Raw genomic sequence first — 7,001 nt, 5'->3', positions numbered from 1 at the left:
CATCCTGCTGACGAAACCGCCGCAGACTGCAGTGGAGATGTCAGACAGATGCAGTCTCGCGGCCGGTGCCGTCACGGCCGGTGCGGCGCTCCACGCCCGGATGCCGCGACTACCGGCCCGTCGCCTCCGGAATCCGCGAGACTGCATCCTGCTGACAAAACCGCTGCAGACTGCAGTGGAGATGTCAGACAGATGCAGTCTCGCGAGATCGCCCAGCGCTACAGCGCCACCGCGTCGCGTCTCGCGGGATCGCCCAGCGCTACAGCGCCACCCCGCGGCGCGACGCGCGGCGGACGCCAGGCCGCACCCGTCACGCGACGCGCGGCGGACGCCAGGCCGCACCCGTCACGCGACGCGCGGCGGACGCCAGGCCGCACCGCGTCGCCCGACGCGCGGCGGACGTCAGGCGCCGCGAAGCCGCTCGGCGAGGTACCCGTGCAGTGCGTCGAGCGGGATGCGCTCCTGGCCCATCGTGTCGCGGTCGCGGACGGTCACGGCGTTGTCGTCGAGCGAGTCGAAGTCGATGGTGACGCAGTACGGCGTGCCGATCTCGTCCTGGCGGCGGTAGCGGCGGCCGATCGCGCCGGCGTCGTCGAAGTCGACGTTCCAGCCGGCAGAGCGCAGGGTGTCCGCGACCTCTCGGGCGAGCGGCGACAGGCGCTCGTTGCGCGAGAGCGGCAGCACGGCGGCCTTCACGGGCGCGAGGCGCGGGTCGAGCTTGAGCACCGTGCGGGTGTCGGTACCGCCCTTGGCGTTGGGCACTTCTTCTTCGACGTACGCGTCGACGAGGAACGCCATCATCGCGCGCGTCAGACCGAACGACGGCTCGATGACGTACGGGGTGTACTTCTCACCCGAGGCCTGGTCGAAGTAGGTGAGGCTCGAGCCCGAGGCATCCGAGTGGCTCTTCAGGTCGTAATCGGTGCGGTTGGCGACGCCCATGAGCTCGCCCCACTCCTTGCCCGGGAAGCCGAAGCGATACTCGACGTCGATCGTGCCGGCGGAGTAGTGCGCGCGGTCGTCTTCCGGGACGTCGAACCGCTTCATGTTGTCGGGGTCGATGCCCAGGTCGACGAACCAGTTCCAGCACGCCTCGACCCAGTGCTCGAACCACTCCTGCGCCTCGGCAGGGGGCGTGAAGTACTCGATCTCCATCTGCTCGAACTCGCGCGTGCGGAAGATGAAGTTGCCGGGGGTGATCTCGTTGCGGAACGCCTTGCCGACCTGACCGACGCCGAACGGGGGCTTGCGACGGGATGCCGTGAGCACATTGGAGAAGTTCACGAAGATGCCCTGCGCGGTCTCGGGGCGCAGGAAGTACAGGCCCGACTCGTCGTCGACGACGCCGAGGTACGTCTTCACCAGGCCGGAGAAGGCCTTGGGCTCGGTGTACTGGCCCTTGGTGCCGCAGTTGGGGCACGGGATGTCGGCGAGGCCGTTCTCGGCCGTGCGCCCCTTGCGGGCCTCAAAGTCCTCGATGAGGTTGTCGGAGCGGAAGCGCTTATGGCAGTGCAGGCACTCCACGAGCGGGTCGGTGAACGTCGCGACGTGGCCCGAGGCCTCCCATACGCGCTTGGGCAGGATGATGCTCGAGTCGAGGCCCACCATGTCGCCGCGGCCGCGCACGAACGTTTGCCACCACTGGCGCCGGATGTTCTCCTTGAGCTCGGTGCCGAGGGGGCCGTAGTCCCACGCCGAACGCGAACCGCCGTAGATCTCACCGGCCTGGAACACGAACCCGCGATGACGCGCGAGCGAGATGACCTTGTCGAGGCGGGATTGTTCGGCCACGGTGGCTCCAATGGTCGGGAAAGTTGTGGGTGCGAGCGCGAGTGCGCGGCATCCAGTTTATCGAGCGAAGCCGCCCCTCATCGTGTGAGGCGTTCCCGCTGCACCGTGAAGGCCTCCAGCGCCGCATCGTCGATCTCGACGCCGAGCCCGGGCCCGGACGGGACGCGCACGTGTCCGTCCTCGAGGACGGCGGGCGCCGTCACGATGTCGCGGTCGTAGAAGCGGGCGGATGCCGAGATGTCGCCGGGCAGCGTGAACCCCGGGAGCGCCGCGAGCGCGGCATTGGCCGCCCGCCCGATGCCGGTCTCGAGCATGCCGCCGCACCACACGGGGATCCCGGCCGCGCGGCACCGGTCGTGGATCGCGAGGGCTTCGAGGTACCCGCCGACACGGCCGGCCTTGATGTTGATGATCGCCGCGGCACCGAGCTGCAGCGCGTCGGCGGCGGCCTTGTCCGACACGATCGACTCGTCCAGGCACACGGGGGTCTGCAGGCGCTTCGCGAGCGTCGCGTGGTCGACGAGGTCGTCCTCCTGCAGCGGCTGCTCGATGAGGAGCAGGTCGAACGCGTCGAGCCGTTGCAGCGTGTCGGCATCCGCGAGGGTGTAGGCCGAGTTGGCATCCACTTGCAGGGGGATGCCACCGAAGGCCGCGCGGACCGCGGCGGTGTCGTCGATGTCGCGCCCGGGCTTGATCTTGATCTTGATGCGCACGTAGCCCTCGTCGAGGTAGCCGCCGACAGTGTCGACCAGGGCGGCAGGGTCGCGCTGGATCCCGACCGAGACGCCCGAGGGCACGCGGTCCTTCTCTGCGCCGAGGTACGCGGAGAAGCTGCGGCCCTCTGCGCGCAGCGCGGCGTCGATCACGGCGAGCTCGAGCCCGGCCTTGGCCATGCGGTGCCCAACGACGGGGGCGAGGATGCCGGCGACCTCCTCGGGTGCGACCGTGCGGCGCTCGAGCAGGGCGGGCGCGAGGAAGCGGGTGAGCACGTCCCACGCGCCCTGCGTGTACTCGCTGGAGTAGAACGGCTCGGCCTGCGTCACGACCTCGCCCCACCCGACGCCGTCGGCGGTCTCGGCACGGACGACGATCACCTCGCGCACCGTCTCGGTGCCGAACGACGTCGTGAACGGCGAGACCAGGGGAATCTGCAGGACCCGCAGCTCGATGGCATCCAGGGTCACGGGGATGGCGGGGGTGCGGGGCGGCATGAGGGCAGGGTATCCGGCGTCCCGTCCCTTTGGTCGCGCGATTTCCTGCCGCTCGCGACACCGGTCGGGGCCGCGGCGCGCCACTCGCGACGTGATGCGGGGGCGCGCCACTCGCGACGTGATGCGGGGGTCGCGGCGTCCCCGCCGGCCCGGGGCGCGCACAACTCCGGCAAACCTGCTCCCCCACGGCCCCGGATGCCACCGCCCCGCCGATTCCGCAGGAGTTGTGCACGCGGCGACCCCCGCCGCGACCCCCACCGCGACGCCACCGCCCCGGCATCCACCCCGCATCCCACCCACCCCCGGACGCACAACTCCGGCACACCCGCTCCCCCACGACCCCGGATGCCACCGCCCCACCGATTCCGCAGGAGTTGTGCACGCGCCGACCCCCACCGCGACGCCGCCGCCCCGGCATCCACCCCCATCCCGCCCACCCGCATCCCGCCCACTCCCAGACGCAAAACTCCGGCAAACTCGCTCCCCCACGGCCCCGGATGCCACCGCCCCACCCATCCCGCAGGAGTTGTGCACGCGGCGACCCCCGCCGCGACGCCACCGCCCCGGCATCCACCCCCATCCCGCCCACTGCCAGACGCACAACTCCGGCACACCCGCTCCCCCACGACCCCGGATGCCACCGCCCCGCCCATCCCGCAGGAGTTGTGCAGCCGTAACGCCTCGCGCACCCCGGGGCAAGGGCCGCGCCCGGCGACCCCTCGCCGCGTAGCGTCGCCCGCATGAGCGACTTCACTCCCCGCCACGCAATCGTCACCGGCTCGGACTCGGGCATCGGCGCGGCCACCGCCCTCGCCCTCGCCGAAGCCGGGATCGACGTCGCCATCACCTACAACAGCGACAAGGACGGCGCCGAAGAGGTTGCCGCCGCCGTCCGCGCCCGCGGGGCCCGCGCGGTCGTGGCGCAGTTCGACGCGACCGACTTCGACGCGGTCCCCGACGCCGTGAACGCCCTGGCCGACGAGCTCGGCGGCCTCGACGTCTTCGTCAACAACGCCGGCGGCGGGATCGGGGGCAGCTTCCTCGACCTCGACATGAAGACGTGGCGCACCGACATCGCGCTGAACCTCGACGGCGCATTCCTCGCCCTGCACACCGCGGCCCGCCGCATGGTGGCGGCCGGAAACGGCGGACGCCTCATCGCCGTCTCGAGCGTGCACGAGCACCAGCCGCGCGTCGGCTCCGCGCCGTACGTCGCGGCGAAGCACGGCCTCGGCGGGCTCATCAAGACGATGGCGCTCGAACTCGGTCAGTACGGCATCACCGCGAACGCGGTCGCCCCGGGCGAGATCGCCACGCCCATCAACGACATGGATGCCGAGGATGCCGACCGCATCCACCGCCCCGGCATCCCGCTCGGTCGCCCCGGCAAGCCGGACGAGGTCGCCGACGTCATCCGTTTCCTTGCCTCGACGTCGGGCTCGTACGTCACCGGTGCGAGCTGGGTCGTCGACGGCGGGATGTTGCAGATGGGACCGCAGGCCGGGTCTCACATGGAGTCGGACGCGTGGCGTTCGGCGGGAGAGGAATGAGCGCGATGAGCGACGAGAAGAGCTTCGAAGAGAACCGTCACGACCAGTTGACGAGCGCCCCGAAGTCGACGGAGGCGGATGCCGCTCCCCGCTTCGACGTCACGAAGCACGACGGCGTGACCCGCATCGACGTGCGCGATGACGCCGCCGTCCGCCCCGGCCCGGGGCAGGGAGACCCCGCGGCGGAAGAGGACACCCCCGTCTCGGGCGACTGAGCCTCAGACCAACAGGTAGCCGCGCCGGTCGACGCCACCGATGCGGAGTCCGGATGCCAGCGCCCCCCGCAGCTGCTCCCGCACCCGCAGCCGCCACTCGGCGGCCGCCGCCGGGTCGGTGCGTCGGAGCGCCTCGATGTCGTCGGGGAGCGCGACGATCGCACGCACCGCATCATCCGCCGGCGTCGGGGCCGGAGGCTCGGCGAGCGCCCAATCGATCATCAGCCGGTCGGACTCGTCGCCGCGGTTGACCTCGTCGGGCATCTCGCCGTACTGGTTCACGAGGTACTCGGTGGCGCTGGCTCCGAGGACGGCGAGATTGAAGTGCGCGTTGCGGCGGATGAGCGGGTCGAACGTCCACGTGATGTGGCCGATCCCCCGCTCCAGCGCCCACTCGCGCTGGTGAGCCTTGAGTCGACGGCCGATCCCGCGACCCTGGTGCCCCGGAAGGATGCCGGTGATGTGCGAGTGCATCGTGCGCTCCGCGGGCGGCCCGAAGAACGCCGCGGAGGCCCCGATCATCCGGTCGCCGTCGTAGATGCCGACGACGTAGTTACCCGAGTGCTCGAGCGCCCGCAGGATGTTCGCCGGCATCGTCGCCCGGTCACCGATCCACACGTCGTCGAACAGCTGCGCCCCGGCGAGGATCGCCTCGAGGGTGTCGAGCGGGCGGATGTCGATGCCGGTCGTGATCATGCTCCGAGTCTGGCACCCGCGGCATCCGCGCACCGCGGGAAGCGCCCGGCCGACGACGAGACGGTTCCGCTCAGCGCGGGTGCGTTCCCGCCACGTGGCGGATGGTGCGGCCGCGCTCCACGACGATCGCGATTCCCCCGACCAGCCACAGCGGCAGCTGCGTGAGGAACGCCAGGCGGAAGGCATCCAGGGAGTACGTGTCGGGGCTGCCCGCGCCCTGCACGTCCATCGCGATACCGATGAACAGGATCGCCAGCAGGGCCGCGAGGAACCCGCCGCCGTTCACGATGCCCGTGGCCGTGCTGAGGCGGTGGCTGGGGGTGAACGTCCGGGCGTGGTCGAACGCGATCATCGACGCGGGGCCGCCGGTCGAGAGCGCGAACATCAGCACGATCAGCAGCCAGACCGGCGCCGGGCCGGGCCACGCCGCGACGACGATCCACGCCACCGCCTGGAACACCACCGTCGGGAGCACCAGCCACCGCGAGCGGCGACCCGGATGCCGACTCGACAGCGCCCCGATCACCGGACCGCTGACGATGCCGAAGAGCACGAACAGGGTCATCAGCCCCGAGGCCGTGGCCGCATCCAGCCCCTCGCCCGCGGTGAGGAACGGGAAGCCCCACAGCAGCATGAACGCGGTGCCCGCGAACGGGGTGGTGAAGTGCGACCAGAAGCCGAGACGCGTGCCGGGATGCGACCACGACTCGCGGAACCCCTGCCGCAGGTCGGCGGAGGACTTCACGACCCGGATCGCACCGGTCTGCGTGTCGACCGACGTGTCGACGGGATCGTCACGCCGCTCGGGAGGGCGGTTGCGGATGATCGCGTAGGTCAGAACCGCGAAGAGCACGGCGAGACCCGCGACGCTGCCGAACGCGACGCTCCAGCTCGTGGCGTGCAGGAGGGCGGCGAGCGGCACGACGGCGACGATCTGGCCGAGCTGGCCGATGATCCCGGTCAGCTGCACGAGCACGGGCGCCCGCTGCGCGGGGAACCACGTCGCGATCACGCGCAGCACGCTCGGGAAGATCATGGCGTCGCCCGCACCGATGAGCACTCGGGCCAGGATGCCGATCCCCACCGCATCCGCGAACGCCATGACCAACTGGCCTGCGGCCATCAGCACCATGCCGAGGGCGATCATCGGGCGCGCGCCGTAGCGGTCGAGGAGCAGCCCCACCGGGATCTGCATCGCTCCGTAGACGGCGAGCTGGATGACGGCGAACATCGACAGCGCCGAGGCATCGGCGTGGAAGCGCACGGCGGCCTCGACGCCGACGGCCGACAGCGATGTGCGGTTCACGATCGACACGACGTAGGCGAGCACCCCGACCGCCCACAGCGTCCAGGTGCGCCACCCGGGGCGTTCGAGGGTGCTGATCACGGAGGTTCCTGGGGGATCGAGGGGAACGGATGCCACGAGGGATGGCATCCCGTCCAGGCTACCGGCGGGCTCCGACACGGGACCCGGATGCCGCGGGGAGCACGGAGAATCGCGCGTGTCGGAGCAAGCGAGTAGGTTCGCACCGACACAC

At 71.1% G+C, this 7,001-nt stretch carries 6 protein-coding genes; 2 read left to right on the top strand and 4 right to left on the bottom strand.

The features are described 5' to 3' along the window. Positions 1–402: 402 nt before the first annotated feature. Positions 403–1,791: a glycine--tRNA ligase gene (locus tag AC3E6M_RS02645; protein WP_138178275.1), complete on the bottom strand. Its 1,389-nt coding sequence runs from the start codon at positions 1,789–1,791 to the stop codon at positions 403–405. A 77-nt stretch (positions 1,792–1,868) separates the two neighbouring features. Then, positions 1,869–3,002: an o-succinylbenzoate synthase gene (menC, locus tag AC3E6M_RS02640; RefSeq protein WP_490528954.1), complete on the bottom strand. Its 1,134-nt coding sequence runs from the start codon at positions 3,000–3,002 to the stop codon at positions 1,869–1,871. Positions 3,003–3,742: 740 nt separating this feature from the next. On the opposite strand from menC, the gene AC3E6M_RS02635 reads away from it, so the two are divergent. Together AC3E6M_RS02635 and AC3E6M_RS02630 are read left to right on the top strand one after the other, a co-directional pair. After that, complete coding sequence (locus tag AC3E6M_RS02635; protein ID WP_490528953.1) at positions 3,743–4,552, top strand: SDR family oxidoreductase; 810 nt, start codon at positions 3,743–3,745, stop codon at positions 4,550–4,552. Between the two features lie 5 nt (positions 4,553–4,557). Next, a complete protein-coding gene (locus AC3E6M_RS02630) occupies positions 4,558–4,767 on the top strand; it encodes a multidrug transporter (protein WP_490528952.1) in 210 nt (69 codons plus the stop codon). 3 nt (positions 4,768–4,770) lie between these two features. On the opposite strand, the gene AC3E6M_RS02625 is transcribed toward AC3E6M_RS02630, so the two are convergent. Beyond that, entirely contained in the window at positions 4,771–5,463 is a 693-nt protein-coding gene (locus AC3E6M_RS02625; RefSeq protein WP_490528951.1) for a GNAT family N-acetyltransferase, read from the bottom strand. A gap of 70 nt (positions 5,464–5,533) precedes the next feature. After that, the gene (locus tag AC3E6M_RS02620) at positions 5,534–6,898 is read right to left on the bottom strand and encodes an MFS transporter (protein WP_490528950.1); all 1,365 of its coding nucleotides are present in this window, start codon (positions 6,896–6,898) and stop codon (positions 5,534–5,536) included. Between the last annotated feature and the right edge of the window lie 103 nt (positions 6,899–7,001).

The organism is Microbacterium sp. SCPM-O-B-15248 (M128) (genome assembly GCF_058214835.1).
The sequence above is the reverse complement of the archived record's forward strand: the minus strand, read 5'-3'. Positions and strand labels throughout refer to the sequence as shown.